1 protein-coding gene is annotated in these 1,121 nt (G+C 60.3%); it reads left to right on the plus strand.

The window, feature by feature from the left end; translation table 11 throughout:
• The first annotated feature begins 53 nt into the window (after window positions 1-53).
• Window positions 54-1,106 carry an IS630 family transposase gene (locus AWB72_RS28320; protein ID WP_087129218.1) on the plus strand — a complete coding sequence of 351 codons (1,053 nt, stop codon included), beginning with the start codon at window positions 54-56 and terminating at the stop codon, window positions 1,104-1,106.
• The last annotated feature ends 15 nt before the right edge of the window (window positions 1,107-1,121 follow it).

The raw sequence follows: 1,121 nt of genomic DNA on the forward strand, positions 1-1,121 counted from the left end.
CTAGTGCAGTGCGTCATTGAATTAGCACCCCTATCTATGCTTAGATATGGGTCATGGGCAAAATGAATTTAACCGAGACCGAACGCGAGCAACTGCTGTCGGCGGCGCGCAGCCGAACGGTGCGTGCGGCAGACGTACGACGGGCGAAGTTGATCCTGATGCTCGAGGACGGCGAATCGCGCGACAGTATCATGCGCACCCTGGGTTGCGACTCGCGCTTCATCACACGCTGGTCGGGGCGCTTTCTGAGCGAGCGACTGTCCGGCATGTACGCCCGGCACCCCGGGCGCGCTCCCAAGCAGCCGCCGGCGCGACTTGAGGCGCGGGTGCTCAATCGCAGTCTCAAGCACAAACCCGCCGACGGCTCGACACACTGGAGTAGCTACAAGCTCGCGGCAGAGCTCGGCGACGTGTCGGTCTCGGCCGTGCAGCGGATCTGGCGCAAGCACGGCATCAAGCCGCAACAGTTAGAGCGGCACATGGTCTCCAACGACCCGGATTTCGAGGCCAAAGCAGCCGACGTGATCGGGCTTTACCTAAACCCGCCGGCGCACGCAGCGGTGTTCTGTGTGGACGAGAAGACCGCGATTCAGGCACTCGACCGCAAGGACCGGATGCTGCCGTTGTCGCCGGGGCGCGCCGAGAGTCACGGCTTCGAGTACAAGCGCAACGGCACGCTCAGCTTGTTCGCGGCGTTCAATACTGCTACCGGCGAAGTGTTTGGCAAGACGGCGCCGCGCCACACAAGCGAACAGTTCGTAGCCTTTCTGACCGACGTCGTCGCCAGTGAGCCCAAACGCAGGGAGATCCACGTCATTTGTGACAACGTCAGCAGCCATAAGACGGAGCGGGTCGCCGACTTCCTCAACGCTCATCGCAACGTACGTCTGCACTTCACGCCGACCTACTCGTCGTGGCTCAACCAAGTGGAAAACTGGTTCTCGCGCATCCAGCGTGATGTGATCGCCCGCGGCATCTTCACTTCGGTAAAAGACTTGGATCGCAAACTCATGCACTACATCCGTGAGCACAACAAAAATCCGAAGCCCGTCAAATGGAAGTATGACGACCCTTCGCGTCGGATTCGTCCGGTGCAAAATCAATGACGCAGTCGACTAGTG

Source organism: Caballeronia concitans (assembly GCF_001544615.1).
GTDB classification, from domain to species: Bacteria; Pseudomonadota; Gammaproteobacteria; order Burkholderiales; family Burkholderiaceae; genus Caballeronia; species Caballeronia concitans.